Annotated in this window: 17 protein-coding genes; 12 read left to right on the top strand and 5 right to left on the bottom strand. The window is 57.9% G+C overall.

From position 1 onward, the window contains the following. Nucleotides 1-85: 85 nt before the first annotated feature. The 4 genes from recG to SLH47_RS14640 all read right to left on the bottom strand — a co-directional run bounded on the left by recG (nucleotide 86) and on the right by SLH47_RS14640 (nucleotide 5,545). A complete protein-coding gene (recG, locus tag SLH47_RS14655) occupies nucleotides 86-2,176 on the bottom strand; it encodes an ATP-dependent DNA helicase RecG (RefSeq protein WP_320240292.1) in 2,091 nt (696 codons plus the stop codon). Next, nucleotides 2,173-4,335 carry an NAD-dependent DNA ligase LigA gene (ligA, locus tag SLH47_RS14650; protein WP_413785649.1) on the bottom strand — a complete coding sequence of 721 codons (2,163 nt, stop codon included), beginning with the start codon at nucleotides 4,333-4,335 and terminating at the stop codon, nucleotides 2,173-2,175. The genes recG and ligA overlap by 4 nt, the downstream gene beginning before the upstream one ends. A gap of 126 nt (nucleotides 4,336-4,461) precedes the next feature. After that, the gene (ctrA, locus tag SLH47_RS14645; RefSeq protein ID WP_320240290.1) at nucleotides 4,462-5,175 is read right to left on the bottom strand and encodes a response regulator transcription factor CtrA; all 714 of its coding nucleotides are present in this window, start codon (nucleotides 5,173-5,175) and stop codon (nucleotides 4,462-4,464) included. A gap of 91 nt (nucleotides 5,176-5,266) precedes the next feature. Next, nucleotides 5,267-5,545, bottom strand: a complete 279-nt coding sequence (locus tag SLH47_RS14640) for a DUF1153 domain-containing protein (RefSeq protein WP_320240289.1) — start codon at nucleotides 5,543-5,545, stop codon at nucleotides 5,267-5,269. 130 nt (nucleotides 5,546-5,675) lie between these two features. On the opposite strand from SLH47_RS14640, the gene mnmA reads away from it, so the two are divergent. The 6 genes from mnmA (at nucleotide 5,676) to SLH47_RS14610 (ending at nucleotide 11,923) form a co-directional block, all read left to right on the top strand. Then, nucleotides 5,676-6,815 carry a tRNA 2-thiouridine(34) synthase MnmA gene (mnmA, locus tag SLH47_RS14635; RefSeq protein WP_320240288.1) on the top strand — a complete coding sequence of 380 codons (1,140 nt, stop codon included), beginning with the start codon at nucleotides 5,676-5,678 and terminating at the stop codon, nucleotides 6,813-6,815. 103 nt (nucleotides 6,816-6,918) lie between these two features. Continuing rightward, nucleotides 6,919-7,380: a YHS domain-containing (seleno)protein gene (locus SLH47_RS14630; protein ID WP_320240287.1), complete on the top strand. Its 462-nt coding sequence runs from the start codon at nucleotides 6,919-6,921 to the stop codon at nucleotides 7,378-7,380. A gap of 601 nt (nucleotides 7,381-7,981) precedes the next feature. Continuing rightward, nucleotides 7,982-8,845, top strand: coding sequence for an ATPase (locus tag SLH47_RS14625; protein ID WP_320240380.1), 864 nt, complete (start codon nucleotides 7,982-7,984; stop codon nucleotides 8,843-8,845). Nucleotides 8,846-8,881: 36 nt separating this feature from the next. Further along, on the top strand, nucleotides 8,882-9,799 hold the full coding sequence (gene metA, locus SLH47_RS14620) for a homoserine O-acetyltransferase MetA (protein ID WP_320240286.1): 918 nt from the start codon (nucleotides 8,882-8,884) through the stop codon (nucleotides 9,797-9,799). Then, nucleotides 9,789-10,781, top strand: coding sequence for an alpha/beta hydrolase (locus tag SLH47_RS14615; protein WP_320240285.1), 993 nt, complete (start codon nucleotides 9,789-9,791; stop codon nucleotides 10,779-10,781). Before metA ends, SLH47_RS14615 begins: the two co-directional genes overlap by 11 nt. Nucleotides 10,782-10,870: 89 nt before the next feature. Beyond that, a complete protein-coding gene (locus tag SLH47_RS14610; RefSeq protein ID WP_320240284.1) occupies nucleotides 10,871-11,923 on the top strand; it encodes a transferrin-binding protein-like solute binding protein in 1,053 nt (350 codons plus the stop codon). A 28-nt stretch (nucleotides 11,924-11,951) separates the two neighbouring features. On the opposite strand, the gene SLH47_RS14605 is transcribed toward SLH47_RS14610, so the two are convergent. After that, a complete protein-coding gene (locus SLH47_RS14605; RefSeq protein WP_320240283.1) occupies nucleotides 11,952-13,034 on the bottom strand; it encodes a glycosyltransferase in 1,083 nt (360 codons plus the stop codon). Nucleotides 13,035-13,157: 123 nt separating this feature from the next. Between SLH47_RS14605 and ppk2 the strand changes: the two genes are divergently transcribed. The 6 genes from ppk2 (at nucleotide 13,158) to SLH47_RS14575 (ending at nucleotide 19,049) form a co-directional block, all read left to right on the top strand. Further along, the gene (gene ppk2, locus SLH47_RS14600; RefSeq protein WP_320240282.1) at nucleotides 13,158-14,027 is read left to right on the top strand and encodes a polyphosphate kinase 2; all 870 of its coding nucleotides are present in this window, start codon (nucleotides 13,158-13,160) and stop codon (nucleotides 14,025-14,027) included. Beyond that, on the top strand, nucleotides 14,020-14,637 hold the full coding sequence (locus SLH47_RS14595; protein WP_320240281.1) for a TetR/AcrR family transcriptional regulator: 618 nt from the start codon (nucleotides 14,020-14,022) through the stop codon (nucleotides 14,635-14,637). The genes ppk2 and SLH47_RS14595 overlap by 8 nt, the downstream gene beginning before the upstream one ends. 9 nt (nucleotides 14,638-14,646) lie before the next feature. Next, nucleotides 14,647-15,162 carry an acyloxyacyl hydrolase gene (locus SLH47_RS14590; protein ID WP_320240280.1) on the top strand — a complete coding sequence of 172 codons (516 nt, stop codon included), beginning with the start codon at nucleotides 14,647-14,649 and terminating at the stop codon, nucleotides 15,160-15,162. Nucleotides 15,163-15,271: 109 nt separating this feature from the next. Continuing rightward, a complete protein-coding gene (locus tag SLH47_RS14585; protein ID WP_320240279.1) occupies nucleotides 15,272-15,958 on the top strand; it encodes a YqiJ family protein in 687 nt (228 codons plus the stop codon). 42 nt (nucleotides 15,959-16,000) lie between these two features. After that, complete coding sequence (locus SLH47_RS14580; RefSeq protein WP_320240278.1) at nucleotides 16,001-17,692, top strand: flotillin family protein; 1,692 nt, start codon at nucleotides 16,001-16,003, stop codon at nucleotides 17,690-17,692. A gap of 385 nt (nucleotides 17,693-18,077) precedes the next feature. Continuing rightward, nucleotides 18,078-19,049 (top strand): hypothetical protein, encoded by a 972-nt coding sequence (locus SLH47_RS14575; protein ID WP_320240277.1) that lies wholly within the window; start codon nucleotides 18,078-18,080, stop codon nucleotides 19,047-19,049. Nucleotides 19,050-19,157: the final 108 nt, after the last annotated feature.

The raw sequence follows: 19,157 nt of genomic DNA, 5'->3' as shown, positions 1-19,157 counted from the left end.
GTTCCGATGGCCCTGTGATCTCACAAGGTTAATGAGTTGTAAAGAACTTTTTGAGAACATTTGTGAACATATGTTCCACTTCGTGCTAACCCACTGATATCAAACGGATGGCTTTGTCCTGCTCCATCAGCCAAAGCAACGTCCGTGCCGCCTGCCCGCGTGGGCTGTCGAGCTTCGGATCATCTTGCAGCAATTTGCGCGCATCTGTTTGGGCAACGGCCATCAGACCCGCCTGCCGCTCAAGATCGGCGATGCGAAAACGCGGGATCCCGGATTGGGCTGTTCCGATTACATCGCCCGCGCCGCGCATCGCGAGGTCTTCTTCCGAAATGCGAAAACCGTCTTCAGTTTCACGCAAGATCTCCAAGCGGCGCTTGCCGCTCTCACTGAGCGGCGGTTGATAGATCAACAAACAGGTCGAGGCAGCAGCGCCACGCCCTACCCGCCCCCGCAACTGGTGTAGCTGCGCCAGTCCGAAGCTCTCGGCACGCTCAATCATCATGATCGAGGCATTGGGCACGTTCACCCCCACCTCGATCACGGTTGTGGCGACAAGTACCTTGGTTTCGCCCATCACAAAACGCGCCATGGCTGCGTCTTTTTCGACAGGGGGCATCTGGCCGTGCACCAAGCCGACCACGCCCTCGCCTAAAGCCGCGCGCAGGCGCTTGAACCGTTCTTCGGCCGCTGTCATGTCGACCACTTCGCTTTCTTCAACCAGCGGACAGACCCAATAGGCCTGCCTGCCTTCAGCGACAGCCTTGCGCAGACGTTCAACAATATCGTCCATGCGTGCCGTTGAGATCAGCGCCGTTTGCACTGGCGTCCGCCCGGGCGGTTTTTCGTCTAGGACCGACACATCCATATCGCCATATTGCGCCAGTGCCAGTGACCGCGGGATCGGTGTTGCGGTCATGACAAGCACATCGGTCGCCGCGCCCTTGGCGCCCAGTTCCATCCGCTGGGCGACGCCAAAGCGATGCTGTTCGTCGATCACCGCCAATCGCAAATCGTGAAAGACAACATCCTTTTGGAACACCGCATGTGTACCGACGAGAATCTGGATTTCGCCCGCGGCCAATGCAGCCAGTTTTGCTGCCCGCTCGTTTCCCTTGTCACGCCCAGTCAAAAACTCCAGAACCACACCGGCGCTCTCGGCTTGCGGACGCAGGCCCTCCAGATGCTGGCGGGCCAAAATCTCGGTCGGGGCCATCATCACGCCCTGCCCGCCCGCCTCGACCGCGCAAAGCAGCGCCATGAGGGCCACGAGCGTTTTTCCCGAGCCGACATCCCCCTGCAAAAGCCGGTTCATCCGGTGCGGTGCGGCCAGATCAGCCGCAATCTCGGCTACTGCCCGCGTCTGCGCGGCGGTCGGGCGATAGGGCAAGGATTGCAGGACCTTGTCTTGCAACACCCCCGTCGCCTCAGAAACCCGCCCCTTCGCACGCCGTGACGCAGCACGGGCGAGCGCCAGCGTGATTTGATGCGCCAACAATTCATCATAGGCCAGACGCCGACGCGCCGGATGATCAGAGGATAAATCCTGCATCTTTTTCGGGTTATGCGCCTGCTCAAGCGCGTCGTTCCAGTCCGGCCAACCTTCGCGCGCCTTCAGCGGCGCGTCAATCCACTCGGCAAGCTCTGGCGCCATGGCCAGCACGGACCGGCTCGCCCGCCACATCAGCTTTTGCGTCACGCCTGCTGTGAGCGGATAAACCGGTTCAAAAGGGGGTATGTCTTCACTTGCATCAAGCGGCACCACATGGTCGGGATGCACAATCTGGGCGATGCCATCAAAGATCTCGACTTTGCCGGAAACCAGACGGTCCTGCCCGGTTGGCAACAGCTTCTGCAAGTAATCGCCGCGCGCATGAAAGAACACCAATTGAAACGTCGTTTCGGCGTCAGTCACGTGAACGCGGTAGGGCCGCCCGCGTGTCTTGGGCGGATAATGCGGGCCAACGGTCACAACAACCGTTACAATCGCGGGTGGGCCTACTTCGTTTACACTGGCCCGGCGCGCCCTGTCCACGCCGCTTTGCGGCAAGGTCATCAGCAGATCGCGTGGCTTTTCAACGCCGATATTGCCAAGAGTTTGCGCGGTCTTTGGCCCCACCCCGTCAAGCGCGGTCAAGCTGCCGAAGAGAGGGAACAGAACCTCGGGTCGCCCCGTCATACCGCGCCGATCAGGGCAAGCCAGGCCTCCTCATCCATGGTTTGGACGCCGAGATCGGCAGCCTTTTTCGCCTTGGACCCAGCACCCGGCCCAGCAACCAGAATGTCCGTCTTGGCGCTGACAGACCCGGACACTTTTGCACCCAACGCCTCGGCCCGCGCCTTGGCCTCTGCGCGGGTCATCTGTTCGAGCGTGCCGGTGAATACGATTGTCTTGCCAGCAACGGGGCTGTCGGTTGCGACGGCCGCCGCATCCTCTACATCCAACATGCTGACCAAAGTGTCGATGGATGCGCGTTCCGCCTCCTGCTGCATGGACGTCACGACCGAGGTTGCCATGACTGCGCCGACACCGTCGATGCTGATCAAATCGTCCCATTCGAGTCCGGCACCGATTTGCGCTTTGGTCATCGCATCTGCAAAGGCCGTCCATGACGTGTAGTGGTTGGCAAGCAAAGCCGCCGCGCTTTCACCAACATGGCGAATACCAAGTGAGAAGATCAGGCGCGCAAGCGGTATTTTGCGTTTTTCGTCAATGGCATCAAAGAGATTATTCGCACTCTTCTCGCCCCAGCCCTCGCGGTTTTTCAGCTGCTGGAGACCCTCGCCAAAACGGTCGCGGATGGTGAAGATGTCTGCCGGTGTTGCGATCCAGCCATCAGTATAGAACTGTTCTACCTGCTTGGCGCCGAGCCCCTCGATGTCAAAAGCCGCGCGCGAAACGAAGTGCTTGAGCTTCTCGACCGCTTGCGCCGGGCAGATAAGACCACCGGTACAGCGGCGCACCGCATCGCCCTCCTCCCGGATCGCCTCTGAACCACATTCGGGACAGGTGTCAGGAAAGACATATGGGATCGCTTCTTCGGGGCGGCGCGCGATGTCTACATCCTTGATCTTGGGGATAACGTCGCCCGCCCGGTAAACCTGCACCCAATCGCCCACGCGCAGGTCGCGCCCGTCGCGGATCGGGTTTCCATCTCCACCCAGACCGGCGATGTAATCCTCATTGTGCAATGTCGCATTGGAAACGACGACGCCGCCGACCGTGACAGGTTTCAGTCGCGCGACAGGAGATAATGCGCCGGTGCGCCCAACCTGAATGTCGATTGCTTCAAGCGTCGTCCAGGCCAGTTCAGCGGGGAATTTATGCGCAATCGCCCAGCGAGGTGTGGTCGAACGAAAGCCCAATCGTTCTTGCAGATTGAGGCTGTCGACTTTGTAGACAACGCCGTCGATGTCATAGCCCAGATTGGCGCGTTGCGCCTCAATCTTGTGGTAATGCGTGATGAGCGCGTCGGGGCCGTCGCAGGTCGTTGTCAGGTTATTGGTGACAAAGCCAAGCTTTGCCAATCTTGCAATGGCGCCTGATTGGGTCTCGGCCAGTGGTGCCGACAGGGCGCCCCAAGCATAGGCGAAAAAGCGGAGAGGACGGGTCTTGGTGATTTCGGCGTCAAGTTGGCGCAGTGATCCGGCTGCCGCGTTGCGTGGATTTGCGAATGTCTTGCCACCCGCGTCGGCTTGCCGTTCGTTAAGTGCCGCGAAATCGGCGTGGCTCATATAAACCTCGCCTCGGACCTCAAGCACGTCGGGCGCATCTTGGATTTGTGTCGGGATATCGCCAATCGTCCGCGCATTGGCGGTCACGTTTTCACCGATGGCACCATCCCCACGGGTCGCTGCCTGGACGAGCACGCCACCTTCATAGCGTAAGGACAGGGATAGGCCGTCGATCTTCGGCTCGGCGGTATATGTCAGCGGGGCCTCAGCGCTTAGCCCCAGATATTTGCGCAAGCTAGTGTCAAATGCCTGCACGTCCGCGTCATCGAAAGCGTTGCCGAGCGACAGCATCCGCACCGCATGCGAGACCTTTGCAAAGCCTTCGGCGGCAGGCGCCCCCACTTGCTCGGACGGGCTATCTTCGCGTTTGAGGGCCGGGAAAAGAGCCTCAATGGCGCTGTTGCGGCGCTTGAGCGCATCATATGTTGCATCACTGATCTGCGGCGCATCGGCTTGATGGTAGGCTGCATTTGCATCATGCAACTTACTGGAAAGCCAAGCCAACTCTGCCGCAGCCTGCGCCTCTGACAGGTCTTGTGGTGCAGTTTTACCGGTCTGCGGATGAATGATTTCGTCAGTCGCGCCCACACTGGCCCCCGGCATCTCGTTCTGCATTGGCCCGATTGGGCGTGAGCCAATTCTTATGCAGGCGGGATTGGATCGTCCAGTATGCGCGCGCGCGATTTCTGAGGCATCAAAAACGACGTGGTGGGGAATGTCGCAGCGCGGTCAAGCGCCAATGGCCAGCTTTTCCTCGGCCATCACCGGCTCGGGATCACGCAGGACATAGCCGCGACCCCACACCGTTTCGATGTAGTTTTCGCCCGTTGTCGCCTCGCTCAGCTTTTTGCGCAGTTTGCAGATGAAGACATCGATGATCTTCAGTTCAGGCTCGTCCATGCCACCATAAAGATGGTTGAGAAACATCTCTTTGGTCAGCGTTGTGCCCTTGCGCAGGCTCAACAGCTCCAGCATCTGGTATTCCTTGCCGGTCAGATGCACGGTGCTGCCATCAACCTCAACCGTTTTGGCATCAAGATTAACGGCAATCTGCCCCGTCTTAATGATCGATTGGGCATGGCCCTTGGATCGGCGAATGATCGCATGAATACGCGCCACGAGTTCTTCGCGGTGGAAGGGTTTGGTGAGATAATCATCAGCACCAAAACCAAAGCCTTTTAGCTTACTTTCTGTCCCATCGTCCCCTGAGAGGATCAATATAGGCGTATCGATACGGCTGAGACGGAGTTGGCGTAGCACCTCGTGACCATTCATGTCGGGCAAATTCAGGTCCAACAGGATCAGGTCGTAGTCATACAGCTTCGCCAGATCGATCCCTTCCTCGCCAAGATCCGTTGCATAAACATTCAGGTTGGCATGGGTCAGCATCAATTCGATGCTTTTGGACGTAGTAGGGTCATCTTCGACTAGCAAAACACGCATTCGAGGTCTCCGCTCTCTCATTCACACCGTTAACCTAGACGTCAAAAGGTTAACTAGCGGTTACTGCCCCATAAGATGATTGCATTTCCACCTATGGTTGTCGATACCTTTGTAGGGCAGTTGCCTTAAGGGCAGCTTCGCCAAATTGTGATACTGCAGTCTCCCATTCCGAGAATTCCTCATCCGACAACTTGTAGCGTTCAAGCGCCTCTTTGCGTTGAATAAGGCCTGCAGCGACCGCTTTGACAACTGCCGCCTTGCGTGATGCGACCCATCTGCGCGTCTTCTCACTGGGCAAATCTGCGCGGGTCATGATGCTGCCATCCGGCAGCGTGACCGACCGCGGCCCCTCAACTTTACGTAGATACATCTCGCACCCCTTTGCATTTCCACCGCGGCGATTAATGCGATTCAGGGCTTAAGGAGTGGTATAAACCCCACTTGAGAGTACGCTGCATTTTCCTATATTTTATCGCGAACCTTATGCATCTGGAAAACCCATGCCACTTGATTCGCCGCTGAATTCTCTCGGCTTTGCCAAACCGCCTGCGCAAACGCGCGTGGTCGTCGCCATGTCGGGCGGCGTTGATAGTTCTGTTGTAGCTGCGATGCTGGCCGAAGAAGGCTATGATGTGGTGGGTGTCACGCTGCAGCTTTATGACCACGGGGCGGCCCTCGCCAAGAAAGGCGCGTGCTGCGCGGGCCGCGATATTCACGATGCGCGCCGCGTGGCAGACGAAATGGGCTTCCCGCATTACGTGCTGGACTACGAAAACACCTTCCGTGAAGCCGTGATGGACGAGTTTGCCGATAGTTATCTTGGCGGAGCCACGCCGGTGCCGTGTATTCGTTGCAATGAACGGGTGAAATTCAAGGACCTGCTGGAGACGGCGAAAGACCTTGATGCCGATTGTATGGCGACCGGGCATTACATTCAGCGCAAGATGGGCGACGAGGGTGCGGAGTTGCATTGCGCCGCGGACCCGGCAAAGGATCAAAGCTACTTCCTGTTCTCAACTACGCAGGAGCAGCTCGACTACCTGCGCTTTCCCCTGGGCCATCACGCGTCCAAGGACGAAACCCGGGCTCTGGCGGCGAAATACGGGCTGAGTGTAGCGGACAAGCCCGACAGCCAGGACATCTGCTTTGTCCCTAATGGTGACTATGCGGCGGTGATCGAAAAGCTGCGGCCCGGAGCGGCAGAGCCTGGTGACATTGTCGATACTGCTGGCCGGGTTTTGGGCACGCATAAAGGTGTGATCCACTATACAATCGGTCAACGGCGTGGGCTGGGCATCGGCGGCCTTGCCGATCCACTGTACGTGGTCAAACTGGATGTTGACTCCAAGCAGGTTGTTGTCGGGCCGAAAGACATGCTGGCCACACGGCGTGTCCCGGTGCGGGAGATCAACTGGATCGGTGGCGGCAAGCTGTCTGATCAGCCCGAACGGGAGATTGCGGTACGCGTCCGCTCCACCCGGCCTCCGACTGACGCGATCTTGCGGCCGCTTTCCGACAGTGAGGCGGAGGTGGAGCTTTTGGTGGCAGAACAAGGCGTGTCGCCCGGACAGGCATGTGTCTTTTACGACACCGATAGCACCCGCATTCTCGGTGGCGGCTGGATCTGGCGCGGCCGATAGGCCCGTTGCAACATGTGTCACATGTCTGTGTGAGGGGTAGCTTTCAAAGGGGCTCTACCCCCAATTAGGCGCCAATGACGCAATCGCTATTGGAGCCGCAACCATGTCACTGACCCGCCGCCACCTGCTGACGCTTGTCGCAGCAACACCTGCCCTTGCTTTCACCACCCGCGCCGCCTTTGCGGCGACACCCGCCATTTATGCCGAAAACGGCATTGCCGTTGATGGGACCGATGTTGTGGGGTATTTCACACAAGGCGAGCCCGTACCGGGCAATACCGAGTTCACCCATGACTATATGGGTGCCACATGGCAATTCAGCACAGTCGAGAACCGCGATCTGTTTGCCGCCAATCCCGAAAAGTACGCGCCGCAATATGGCGGATACTGCGCCTTCGCGGTCAGTCAAGGTTACACTGCCTCGACCGTACCCGAGGCGTGGAGCATTGTGGATGACAAGCTGTACCTGAATTTCTCGCGCCGGGTGCAGCGGCGTTGGGAGCGTGACATTCCCGGCCACATCGCAGCCGCAGATGCGAATTGGCCAGGTGTGCTGAACGGTTAAATGTCAGGGCAAGCCGGTCTGCCGCCTGCTTACTCTGAAAATGTGGCTGCTGAACCCTGATCCAAAGTGTAGCGACAGGGCACAAATTGGGCACGGCATTTCAAGGTCTTGGTCTGCCGTGATCCACCAAACACATTCACGAATTCTGCGACAGATTGGCGAAAAACGCAGCCGGGCCGCATTGTGCGGGCTTTGATCACAGATTTACGCTTCACCCCGTGCGCTTGGCGCACATGTTTCTGAAAGCAATGTCGATCAATGAAAGGAAGTGCGTTTTATGAAAAAACTCGGAGTTCTTGCGTCTGCACTGGTGATGCTTCTCAGCACATCTGCTTCAGCGGAATGCGGCGGCGATCCTGACTGTTTCTCAACCGGTTCAGGTACATGCATGTGTTACATTGTGATCACAACAGGTGGCCCAGCGTTCCAGTAAGTGTCGTGATCACCCTCAATTCGGTGAGAATGCCGGGCTGCGTAAGCGGTCCGGCATTCCGTCATCTGAGCCGACCTGATTGGGTCAGAGAACCTTGCCAACTTGTCTGACACCATTTCCGGGCAAATAGGGCTGGTGCTCGCAGCGCTGTGCCGCTACCCAATCGAGATGATCTACAAAACCGCATCTGAATGGCGCAACGCCCCGCAGAAACGTGTCTTACTGTTTGCCATGTCCGGGCTCGGCAAAACCTATCTGTCCAAAATGCTGCGGGAGACGGGCGATTGGTTTCACTACTCCATCGATTACCGGATCGGCACCCGCTATATGGGCGAGAAAATCGCCGACAATGCCAAGCGTGAGGCGATGAAGGTGCCGTTTTTGCGCGATCTTCTGCTGTCCAACAGTATCTATATTGGGTCGAACATCTCGTTCGACGATCTCAAACCGATGTCCTTCTATCTGGGCAAACCGGGTGACCCGGCCAAGGGCGGGTTGGATTGGGCAGAATACACGCGGCGGCAGGATGAATTTCAGGCCGCCGAGGTCGCCGCGCTGCACGATACGGACTACTTCATCAACCGTGCACAGACGCTGTACCAATACCCGCATTTCGTCTGCGACACCGGCGGTTCTATCTGCGAATGGGTGGACGTGACCAACCCCGATGACCCGATCATGACCGATCTGGCCTCAAAGACGCTGATCGTCTGGATCAAGGGCAGCGAAGAGCACACCGCAGAACTAATCCGCCGTTTCGACAAGGAACCCAAGCCGATGTCGTATGACCCGGCTTTCCTACTGGCAACGTGGGAGGCGTATCTGCGGGAATTCGGCGTCGCCCCCGACAAGGTCGATCCTGACGATTTCATCCGCTGGGCCTTTGCCAAGGCGCTGGCGCATCGGCAGCCACGCTATCAGGCCATGGCCGACACGTGGGGGATCACCGTGCCGCAGCAGGCCGTCGCACAGGTCAAGGATACGGAGGGCTTTGTCAGCATGATCGCTGACGCCCTTGAGATGCGGGGGTAAGCCGCCTATCTCTCCCCTCTGATCAGGACTTGCCCCATGCCCATCAAACTACCATCCGCCCTGCCCGCCTATGACGTCCTTTCCAAGGAAGGTGTCATGGTGCTCGATGAAGATACCGCTGCACGTCAGGATATTCGCCCCCTACGCATCGCTCTGCTGAACCTGATGCCCAAGAAAATCCAGACCGAGAACCAGTTTGCCCGGCTGATCGGTGCCACGCCATTGCAGATCGAGTTCTCGCTGATCCGGATGTCGGAGCATCGGACGAAGAACACCGCGGCGGAGCATATGGCCGAATTCTACCGTCCTTTCAGTGCTGTGAAGGACGAGAAGTTCGACGGGCTGATCATAACCGGTGCGCCGATTGAACATCTGCCTTTCGAAGACGTCACCTACTGGGACGAACTGACCGAGGTGTTTGATTGGACCCAGACCAATGTGCATTCGACCTTCGGTGTCTGCTGGGGAGGGATGGCGATGATCAACTATTTCCATGGCGTGAAAAAGTATATGCTGGATCACAAGGCTTTTGGTTGCTTCCGGCATCGGAACACTGCTCCGGCCTCACCCTATCTTCGCGGGTTTTCAGACGATTGCGTGATCCCGGTCAGCCGCTGGACCGAAATGCGACAAGAGGAAATCAGCGCCGCACCCGGATTGAAGACCCTGATCACCAGCGATGAGGCGGGTCCTTGCCTAGTTGAGGATGCAGCGCATCGCGCGCTCTATATTTTCAATCATTTCGAATATGACAGTGGCACGCTGAAACAGGAATACGATCGGGATATCGCCAATGACACGCCCATCAATGTGCCGATGAACTATTACCCCGATGACGATCCCGCGAGGGAGCCGCAAAACAGATGGCGCAGTCACGCGCATCTTCTATATGGCAATTGGGTGAACGAGATCTATCAGACCACGCATTTCGAGTTGGATAAAATTGGGACTTAACGGATTTACAAGTATCGTCGTCATCCTTGGGATCGCAGCGACACTAACCTATTTCGGTGGCGAATATCGGGCCAAGAAGGCCGAACGCACCCATGCGCCGATTGGCGAATTCGTTGATATCGACGGCACCCGCGTCCATTACGTCCAGGAAGGGAGCGGCCCGCATCTGGTTTTGCTGCATGGTGCAGGTGGAAACCTGCGCGAGTTCACCTTTGACCTGATGGGGCGGCTCACGGACCGCTATACCGTAACCGCATTTGATCGACCCGGCCTGGGCTATACGGATCGTGTGCCGGGCGTGCCCGCCGGTATCACGGCGACCGAAGGTGCCAGCCCGCAAGCGCAAGCCGTGGTACTGCGCCGGGCATCTGAGGCGCTGGGCATCGAAAACCCAATCGTCGCAGGCCACAGTTTCGGAGGCATCGTCTCTTATGCGTGGGCGCTGGCCGGTCTGGATGAAGAAAGCTCCGCCAATGCTTCAGCCGTGGTGTCTCTCGCCGGGGTGACGATGCCATGGCCCGGTGATCTTGGGTCTTATTACACCGTGAACGGGTCCGCCTTTGGCGGGGCCATCACCATCCCGCTGATTTCCGCGCTTGCCCCGGATAGCCGGGTCGAAGACGGGATCGCCGGCATTTTTGCTCCACAGCCGGTGCCCGATGGTTACAGCACCTATGTCGGCGCACGGCTTGCGCTGCGACCAGACACAATGCGTGCTAACATCAGACAGGTGAACACGCTTAGACCTCATGTGGTCGAGATGGCGCAGCGCTACCCTGACCTGACCCTTCCAATTGAGATCGTGCATGGTGATCTCGACACGACAGTGCCTTTGCACGTCCATCCTCAGGAATTCATCAAGATCGTCCCTGATGCCAATCTGACTGTCCTAAGCGGCGTCGGTCACATGCCGCATCATACACATCCTGATGAAACCATTGCCGCCATTGATCGCGCCGCTGTAAGAGTGGGCAATCAATAGCCACTTAGAGGCGATCAATCATTTTTCCATCGTCGGAACCCCAATCCGCGATATGCTCCTGGCATATTTTGACCAAGGGGGATTTCCAGATGACATTTTCGAAGAACTATGCGCCGCAAACCATGGCTCTTTTGGGCGTTTCGTGCCTCGCCGCCTGCGGGGGCGGCGGAGGTGGATCCGACGACTCACCCGCCGCCGCACAGGCAAGTATCCCGTTATTTACCAATGATTTTCAGGCGTTTGCTGGTGCGCAAAGCTTCACAACCAGCGCGCGTGAGGTCAGAACGAACGGGGCGACAGTGACGCTCGACCTGACTATTCGGGCAGCAAATGATGGCAGCGGCGATATTATCATCACGGAAGGCGGCAACGATTTCCGCTTGTCTCAGGACCCAAATACCGGGACATATCTATTCGATAACGGTACGGTCGCGCTGGCAGCTGAGGCGGCATTGTCAGATCACGCCGGTCTGATGCTGATTGTCGCCGACCAAAATGGCGTGCAGGGCGGGTCATTCCATGCTTTTGGTGATCAGATAGCCTCGACGGTCCCCGTTACCGGCACGGCTTACTACATCGGTCCTTCCGCATATGTGGCCACGCTTTCGAGCGGTGGTGTCACTTCCGGCAGTGGCGGATTCGTGTTTGAGGCCAATTTTGACACCAACATGGTCGACGGCGTTATCGCCCTTCAGGACGCATCCGGCACATCATTCACGCTAGATTTCGAAGACGCCACTGTCGGCGCACAAGGTTTCACCGCAGATAATCTGCGTCTGAACGGTCTGAACGCGACTGTCACTGCATCGGGCCTTCAGGCCGGGTTTTTCGGCGATGAGGCGGAGCAGGTCGCAGGCAGCTTTGACGTTGATCTGACCGATAGCGCCGGAACGCAGGCATTGGTCGCTGGCGGGTTCTTGGGCGACAAACAAAGCCCCGAGGCTGTTGCGGCGTTGGCGAGCGGACAACCCGTCGCCACATCGCAAGGCGAGCAGATCGTGCTTGGGTCTGGCTCTCTCATCGGCAGCTCGGGCTCGGTCTATCCCGATGGCTCATCAAGCTACTACAACTCAAACACCGGGGTGAGCTTTGGTGCGGATGGCGGTGGCTGCTACTACGTGGGTGATTGGTCGAACTGTTAGAGCACCTTCGGCGGACGCTTTGTCCGCCTCACTCTCCGGGATTCTGAGGCCGAACGCGATAAGGTCGCAGTGAAACACCGCAAAGATAGAGCAGGATCCCGCAGAGGCGCGCGCCGCGATCAAGACCGCGGCCAATCCGCAACTTGGCCCTTTTTGGTTCAAATGAGTGCCGACACAACCCTGCGACAAGGTCGACCAGCCCGTTGAAAAAGAGAAAGTTGATGCGGCCAAGAATGTGCAACGCATTGCCGCTATAACTGCCGAAGAGTTTCATTTGGCGATGCCGACGCCGGACCTGCAATAATGTCTGCTGAGACCGCATTGACCGATGGAGCCGATTGCGCAACGTCGCCCGTTCACCTTTGCAATCTTCGTAGACCTTGGCTGCTGGCAGTGACGCCGCAATCCAGTCATGGCGCCGCGCCGCATATGCAAAAAACGCGGTATCCTCACCGCCACGTTCGTTGAAATAGGGATCAAAGCGCAAGCCGGGGCCAAAACGCGGATCAAAGACACATTTGTGCAGACCAAAATTTGCCGTCGACATCACACGTGGCCGCAGCCCTTTTGCCGGAACCGTCATCTGTTTGGGGCGCACATAAGGGCTGAGCGTCTCGTCATAAACCAGATATTGCGAGCCCATGATGATTTCACGCTCCATGGTCTCGGTCCCACTGATCATTGTCGCAAGCCAATCCGGTTCGACCCACTCATCATCGTCAAGACCAAGGAACCACGCGGCATCAAGTAAAACCGCCTCGTTCAGAGCGCGGTTGCGGGCAAAGACGAGCCCCACCTTCGGCTCATGCACAACGGAAATGGGAAAGTGAGGCGGAAGACCCTGCAGCGCCTCGGTCGCGCAGGGTACATCATTATTGTCGATAATGAGGATTTTGACATCGTAGCCGACCGGCTGGGCCTGGCGCAGCAAACTCTCGAGCAGACGTCGCAGCAGCGCGTTTCGCCCGCGTGTACAGACGCCGATGACCAGGCACTGGCGCTCGTCGGCGCTTGCCTGCGCACTCACATGCCCCTCCAACGACAATCCCTCTCCCACAGATCCGGGCAAAACCTCTTTGCGATACAGCGTTGGGCAGTTACGCAAGGTCACGCGCCAAGGCAAGCACGATCTTCGGGCAAACAACCACCTGATCCCTGATACGGCTAAGAAAGCCGAATTGCGCTCTGCCACGGAAACCCCCATATAAGTGCCCAGAAGATCGGGAGAGTTTTCATGGTTTTACCCTTTGACGGAGGCATCAGTCGTTTTTTTGACGATCAGGCGCCCAAAGAGGTCAGGGATGCGATCAAAGCAGCCGGCAAATCCGATATTCTCAATCCCTCTTACCCCTATGACAGACGCTGGGATCGCAAAGAGTACGAAGCGGCTCTTGAAGCGCTGCAATTGCAGCTGGTACGGGTGCAGGCGTGGGTCAAGCAAACCGGACAGCGAATTGCGATTGTTTTTGAGGGGCGCGATGCAGCTGGCAAAGGCGGCACGATCAAACGCATCCGCGAAAACCTGAACCCACGCAACACAAAGGTCGTGGCGCTTTCAAAACCCACGGATACAGAAGCTGCGCAATGGTATTTTCAGCGCTACATCGCGCATCTGCCCGCCAAGGGTGAGATGACGATCTTTGATCGCAGCTGGTACAATCGGGGCGTCGTCGAACATGTCTTCGGGTTCTGTACTGACGACGAACGGGAGCGGTGGTTCACGCAGACGCCGGAATTTGAACAAATGCTGGTGGATGAGGGAATCACACTGATCAAAATCTGGCTGAATGTTGGCCGCGCGACCCAGCTTAAGCGGTTTCTTGACCGCGAGAAGGACCCTCTCAAACAGTGGAAGCTCAGCTGGATCGATGTCGAGGGCCTCGCCAAATGGCAGGAATACACCGACAGTATCCACGAAACGCTGCAACGTACGCATAGTGAGAAGACACCGTGGATCGTGATCCGATCCGATGACAAGCGGCGCGCCCGCGTGCAGGTGATCCGGAGTGTTCTGCATCAACTGGACTACCCACATAAAGACGCAAAAGCGCTGGGCGAGATTGACCCGGCTGTCGCTGGGGGGCCAGACCTCTGGCATGCCTAAGCGCGGCTATCATCACGGTAATCTGCGCGCGGCCCTTATCGATGGCTGTCTGACGCTCATTGAAAAGCGCGGACCCACCGGTTTTACGCTGTCCGAGGCCGCGCGTGAGGCCGGTGTGACCCCCGCCGCCGTCTACCGCCATTTCGAAGGTCGCGAAGATCTGATCGCCGCTGCAGCCCAGCAAGGCTATGAGATGTTCGGCGACCTGATGGAGCATGCCTATAACGATGGCCAGCCCTCCGCCCTGTCGGCGTTTGAGGCGACTGGCCGCGCTTACCTCGCCTTCGCCAACAAGTATCCCGGCTACTACATCGCGATGTTCGAATCCGGCATTTCGATCAACCGCACGCCAGAGCTGCACAGCGTCGCCACCCGCGCCATGGGCGTGTTGGAAAAGGCCGCCACCGAACTCAGCCAGCATATCCCCGAAGAAAAACGCCCGCCTCCGCAGATGTTCAGCGCCCATATCTGGGCCATGTCCCACGGCGTGGTCGAACTTTTCGCACGTTCCAACCCCGGCACCAAAAGCCCCTTCCCGCCCGAAGACCTGCTGGAAACCGGCATTGGCATTTATCTCCGCGGGCTCGGCCTGATCGAACCTGATCGCTAAAGGAAAACCATGGACAGCCGATTTGCAGTGTTCTTTTTTATCGTGGGCGGGCTTGATACCTACCTGAATGATTGCCCGACTGATTGCTTACAGCAAAGTGAGGCGCCAGAGCGCTTTGGCGTGCAATATGCCGATACCTATTTTCAGGAAGAGGATATCGGCGAAGAAATCTACGCCACCTACGACCTGCCCCGCCGCTACGGCGCGTTTCAGCCCACATTTGGGGCCAGCCTGACCAGCGACGATGATTTCTGGATTGGCGCTGGTGGGAAATGGAGCACGGAGCGGATTTCCGACAGTCCGATCTTCATCGAACTCTCGCTCATGCCGGGTGTCTACTTTCGCGGCGAAGGGCCGGATCTGGGCTTTCCCCTGCAGTTCCGTGGCGCGCTTGGGGCGGGTGTGAACTTCGGCGATGCGGGCAGCCTGACAGTGTTTTTCGACCACCGCTCGAACGCAAACGCCACGGAAACCAATCCCGGCATCGAAACTTTGGGAATTAGGTATTCATATCAATTTCAATAGCTTGAACGACACTCCTGATTTGATCAGCGCTCCGATTTATGTGAAATTTTTGCGACACTCACTTTAACGTGATCATACGTATACCTATGTATACATCAAAGGAGACCAGATGATCGCAGTATTCTTAGCCCCCGAAGCCTATCCGTTTTCCATCGCACTTTGCGTTGTTCTGGGTCTTTTTATCCTCGAAATCATCTCTCTCATCCTTGGCGGCAGCATCATGGCCATCGGGTCCGATGCGCCTGATGTCGATCTAGATATCGACGCCGATTTTGACATCGATCTTGATGCCGATCTCGACGTGGAGCCGGACTTTGACACCGACGCCGCGGCCGCCCCCGCTGGGCTGCTGGGCTGGCTCGGCATCGGCGAGGTGCCGTTCCTGATCTGGTTGGTCTCGTTCCTTACGATCTTTGGCCTCTCTGGCCTTGTGATCCTGAATGCGGGCGCCGCGATCAGCGGGGTCACAATCCCGCTTGCCGCCAGCCTGCCGCTGGCTACGATCGCCGGCATCTACTGCGCCCGCTTCATCGCGCGCATCGTCGCCGCAATCATGCCCAAGACCGAAAGCACCGCCATGCGCACCCGCTTTCTGGGTGGCCATCACGGGGTGATCACTCAAGGCACCGCCCGCCGTGGCCGCCCGGCCGAGGCCAAGATCAAGGACCGGCACGGCAACATCCACTACCTGCGGGTCGAACCGCTGGAAGATGACGTGGAAATCCCGCAAGGGCGCGATGTGCACGTGATCCGCAAACGCGACGGCATGTTCTTTGTCGTCGACATCACAACGTAACCGCAACCAAACAAACAACTTTCTCTAACAAAGGAGACGTAAATGGATCTGCAATCCATACTCATCATTGCGGCCGCAATCATCGGCCTCTTCATCTTCATCGGCCTCATCATGGCCCGCCTCTATCGCCGCTCAACGCGCGAGGTCAGCCTTGTCAAAACCGGATCCGGCGGGCGCAAGGTCATCATGGATGGCGGCACGATCGCGATCCCGTTCCTGCACGAAATCTCATACGTGAACATGAAGACCCTGCGGTTGGAGGTGCACCGGAAAGACGACGCCTCACTCATCACCCGCGACCGGATGCGTGTGGATGTGGGTGTGGAGTTCTACGTCTCGGTCAACGCGACCGAAGACGGCATCAGCCGCGCCGCCCAGACCCTGGGTGACCGCACATTCAACGTCGATCAGCTGCGCGAGATGATCGAAGGTAAGCTTGTTGACGGCCTCCGCTCGGTTGCCGCGCGCATGTCTATGGATGAACTCCACGAAAACCGCTCTGAATTCGTACAAGAGGTGCAGAACGCGATTTCCGAGGACCTCTTGAAGAACGGTCTCGAACTGGAATCGGTCTCGCTGACCGCACTCGACCAGACCTCGTTCGACGCGCTGGACGAGAACAACGCCTTTAACGCGGTCGGTATGCGCAAACTGGCCGAGGTGATCGCGACCTCGAAGAAAGAGCGCGCGACGATTACGGCTGAGGCGGACGTGGCCGTCCGTCAGGCGGAAATGGAAGCCGAGCGCCAGAAATACGAGATTGAGCGTGCGCAGGAAGAGGCGAAGATCGCCCAGATCAAACAGATCGAGATCCTGCAGGCCGAACAAGAGGCCGAGATCGCGCGGAACAAGGAAATCTCGGATCAGGCCAAGGAAAAGGCCCGGATCGAGAAAGAGCGTGAAATCCGCGCAGCCGAGATCGAACGCGAGCGCGTAATCCGCGAGGCTGAGATCGCGAATGAACGTGAACTCGAAGTCGCCGATCAGGATCGTCAGATCATCATCGCGCAAAAGTCCGAGGAAGAAAGTCGCGCTCGTGCTTCCGCCGACACTGCCCGCGCAGAGGCCAAAAAGGCACAAGAGGCGATTGAGACCGCCCGTGCCGTGGCCGAGGCTGACCGCGCCAAGCAGATCGCCCTGATCGAAGCCACGAAAGAGGCTGAGCGTCAGGCCACCGCGATCCGTCTGGCAGCCGAGGCCGAAAAGGATGCCGCGGCCGACCGCGCCGCCGCCCTTCGCGAAGAAGCGACAGCCGATGCAGACGCGCTCACCATCCGCGCCGAAGCCAAGAAAAGCGACATGCTGGCCGAGGCCGAGGGTCGCCACGCCATCGCGGGTGCCGAAAACGCGCTGAGCGCCGAGATCATCAAGATGAAGCTCGACATCGCGCGACTGGAAGCGCTGCCCGCCATCGTGGCCGAAATGGTGAAGCCTGCCGAAAAGATCGACAGCATCAAGATCCACCAGGTCACCGGCATGAACGGCGCGTCAGGTGGTGAAGGCACGCCCGGCGCCCCGGTCAACCAGGCGCTCGACAGCATCATGGGCATGGCCCTGCAGATGCCCGCAATGAAAAAGCTGGGCGAGGAACTGGGCCTGAGCATGGAGGGCGGTCTGGCCGAAGTTACAGGCAACGCCTACCCCGGCCCGGCGAAAGAGGCCGAGGAAATCACCGCCCCAAAGCCCGAGGTGATTGACGCAGCCAAACCCAACGGCGCCACACCCGCGGAATAGCCCTGCTTGCATCAAACAGCACGTGCCGCCCAAATCGATTGGGCGGCACTTTTTTTGGGGGTCATGCTCTGGGATGACGAGAAACGGCTCCGTTCCAGCCACGCCATCCTTTCGCGATACCCAACAGAAGGTGGATTGGGCCGCCCTATTGCATTGCCCACCCTGCGCCCACGGCGAGATCAGCGGCGGCAGGACGCGGCTGCGGTGACATGCAGGAACTACGGCGCACATAATGTTCAAAACACACTCACCAGTCCGGTGCATTTGGACGTGTCAGAAGTTTTTCCGGTTCCCCGTATCAAATGTGACAGCGCGCCAGTGCAACATTTGTAATGTCGCAACACGACACCAATTGATGCGCCACATTCAGCAAGGAACAATGACGATGGCCTATACTACGGGATCTGATGCGACAGGTAATGCAGCAGCCAACGCGCATATCGCGGCCCCTGTTCAACGCGATGACGTGCAGCCCGCCACTGTCGGCGATCATGCTTTTCAGGAAGGCGATGGCGCCCGCCCGCCTACACCTGTACAAGTCAATACGCGAAACGTAACCCGGGACGGCGCACATGCGTTGGCGAACGATAATCCTGACGCCTTGAGTATCGAAGACAACGATAGATCCAGCATCATAACGGATGACGATTCCAGCGTGGGTACCGTCTTGATCGGCTATCCTGGCGTCGACGGGGCCCGCGGTTTGACGACACGGATATACACATCCAGAACACACTCACGCGACCGTCTGAATGATGAAGAGCGCTTTGTGGACGAAGTACTCAAAGATGCGGCCCCGCATGTGCGTATGAACATCCTTCACGATCCAGGACTTGTAAACGGCATCAAAAGGCTGGTCTTCGAAATGGGATTTCGTGGCTTGAAGATTGATGCGAGCAAGCGACCCGGTGATCTGGACACAGACAAGAAAATGATCGTTCGCCAAGAACACCTGGATGGCACCGAACAGGCAGGTCCAAGCCTCAGCGATATGCTGCTTTCTGGCATTTTGCATCTTGGATATCCGGAGAAAGTTTCATCGGTGATGGCACGTCAGTTGTTTGACAGATCCATGGGCGAAAGTCGCCAATCATCAACCAAAACTGATTTCCGTGCGTATCGTGAGCGCGATTTCACGGATTTGGAAAATCCCTTATCCTTTGGTGACTGGCAGCGCGAAAGAACTGGGGCACCTGCCAAGTTTGAAGAAGTCATCATTCCAGGCAGAGAGCCGGGCGACAGCGGGTATGTTCAGGCTAGGGCAAGAGCGATCGATGCAACCGAACGCGAACAAAGTCGCGCGCGTGCCGAAAGGAACGCAAAGCCGGGCTGGGTGCCGACAAGCCAGAAGGACTAGTAAGGCGAGACACTCTCGTGGACGTTCGCGAAGGCTGGTGATCGGAGATTGTCTTGAAGACGAGTGTCGCTTGCATCTCAGCAAAGGTCAGCCATCAGACAGTTGGCG

The organism is Cognatiyoonia sp. IB215182, from assembly GCF_033963905.1.
Lineage (GTDB): Bacteria > Pseudomonadota > Alphaproteobacteria > Rhodobacterales > Rhodobacteraceae > Yoonia.
The sequence above is the reverse complement of the archived record's forward strand: the minus strand, read 5'-3'. Positions and strand labels throughout refer to the sequence as shown.

Excerpts from the sequence above, each read along its gene's own strand:
- SLH47_RS14585 (WP_320240279.1), top strand. The coding sequence starts at position 15,272 with ATGATCGCAGTATTCTTAGCCCCCGAAGCCTATCCGTTTTCCATCGCA.
- mnmA (WP_320240288.1), top strand. The coding sequence starts at position 5,676 with ATGCCACTTGATTCGCCGCTGAATTCTCTCGGCTTTGCCAAACCGCCT.
- SLH47_RS14580 (WP_320240278.1), top strand. The coding sequence starts at position 16,001 with ATGGATCTGCAATCCATACTCATCATTGCGGCCGCAATCATCGGCCTC.
- SLH47_RS14625 (WP_320240380.1), top strand. The coding sequence starts at position 7,982 with ATGATCTACAAAACCGCATCTGAATGGCGCAACGCCCCGCAGAAACGT.
- SLH47_RS14630 (WP_320240287.1), top strand. The coding sequence starts at position 6,919 with ATGTCACTGACCCGCCGCCACCTGCTGACGCTTGTCGCAGCAACACCT.
- SLH47_RS14610 (WP_320240284.1), top strand. The coding sequence starts at position 10,871 with ATGACATTTTCGAAGAACTATGCGCCGCAAACCATGGCTCTTTTGGGC.
- recG (WP_320240292.1), bottom strand. The coding sequence starts at position 2,176 with ATGACGGGGCGACCCGAGGTTCTGTTCCCTCTCTTCGGCAGCTTGACC.
- ligA (WP_413785649.1), bottom strand. The coding sequence starts at position 4,335 with ATGCCGGGGGCCAGTGTGGGCGCGACTGACGAAATCATTCATCCGCAG.
- ppk2 (WP_320240282.1), top strand. The coding sequence starts at position 13,158 with ATGGTTTTACCCTTTGACGGAGGCATCAGTCGTTTTTTTGACGATCAG.
- metA (WP_320240286.1), top strand. The coding sequence starts at position 8,882 with ATGCCCATCAAACTACCATCCGCCCTGCCCGCCTATGACGTCCTTTCC.
- SLH47_RS14575 (WP_320240277.1), top strand. The coding sequence starts at position 18,078 with ATGGCCTATACTACGGGATCTGATGCGACAGGTAATGCAGCAGCCAAC.
- ctrA (WP_320240290.1), bottom strand. The coding sequence starts at position 5,175 with ATGCGTGTTTTGCTAGTCGAAGATGACCCTACTACGTCCAAAAGCATC.
- SLH47_RS14590 (WP_320240280.1), top strand. The coding sequence starts at position 14,647 with ATGGACAGCCGATTTGCAGTGTTCTTTTTTATCGTGGGCGGGCTTGAT.
- SLH47_RS14640 (WP_320240289.1), bottom strand. The coding sequence starts at position 5,545 with ATGTATCTACGTAAAGTTGAGGGGCCGCGGTCGGTCACGCTGCCGGAT.
- SLH47_RS14595 (WP_320240281.1), top strand. The coding sequence starts at position 14,020 with ATGCCTAAGCGCGGCTATCATCACGGTAATCTGCGCGCGGCCCTTATC.